The organism is Pseudomonas lundensis (assembly GCF_001042985.1).
GTDB classification, from domain to species: Bacteria; Pseudomonadota; Gammaproteobacteria; order Pseudomonadales; family Pseudomonadaceae; genus Aquipseudomonas; species Aquipseudomonas lundensis.
The window spans coordinates 1-830 of record NZ_JYKY01000081.1 but is presented as its reverse complement, the minus strand read 5'-3'; the positions used below and the strand labels follow the sequence as shown (position 1 = coordinate 830).

General features: G+C 64.0%; 1 protein-coding gene. It reads right to left on the bottom strand.

The features are described 5' to 3' along the window. On the bottom strand, positions 1 to 822 hold an 822-nt coding region (locus tag TU74_RS22950; RefSeq protein ID WP_048377759.1), incomplete at its 3' end, for a TonB-dependent receptor plug domain-containing protein. Positions 823 to 830 lie beyond the last annotated feature (8 nt).

The following is an 830-nucleotide window of genomic DNA, read 5'->3' as shown; positions in this document are numbered from 1 at the left end:
ACGCAGGTAATAGCTGCTCAGGTCGTCGGGCTTGTAGTCGAAGTTCAAGCCGCCACCTGCGCGTTCGCGGCTGATGTCGTAGTCGCGCTGTTCGAACTCGTTGAGCCTGGCGCCGTCGGTGAAATCCCAGGCGCCACCGGTTTCGACGTTGTCTGAGCCAAAGTCGCGCTTTTGCCAGCTCAGCGCTGCGGCCACGCCGAAGTTGTCGATGCCGTCGCCGAGGCTGAAGCGATTACTGGCAGCACCGGAGAATTTCGGGCTGGGTTGGCCGGTATTCTTGTCGTAGCTGGCTTCGGTGCTACCGGTATAGAACAAGCCCTTGTGATCGAACGCCGACAGGCTCTTCACATCCACGGTGCCACCGAGAGAGTTGGCGTCCATGTCCGGGGTCAGGGTCTTGATCACCGACAGCGACTGCACCAACTCCGAGGGCAGCACATCGAGGGCCACGGCGCGGCGTTCGCTCTCCGGCGCGGGCACCAGGGTGCCGTTGATGGTGACGCTGTTGAGGTCCGGGCCCAGGCCGCGCACGCTGACAAAACGCCCTTCGCCCTGGTCGCGCTCCACGCTGATGCCCGGTAGGCGCTGCACCGCTTCGGCGACGTTTTCATCCGGTAACTGGGCTACACCGTCGGCATGTACCACGCTCCTGATGCTGTCGGAAGAACGTTGTTCCTTGAGGGCGCTGTCCATGGCAGCGGCCTGGCCGACCACTTCGACATGCTCGGTGGTGGCCGCCTCGGCCGCCGTGAGCCGCTCGCTGGCCATCGCCAGGGCCAAGGCGGTAAGCGTGAAGCTGACGAGCCCGGTGCGCTTGTACATGCAATCCT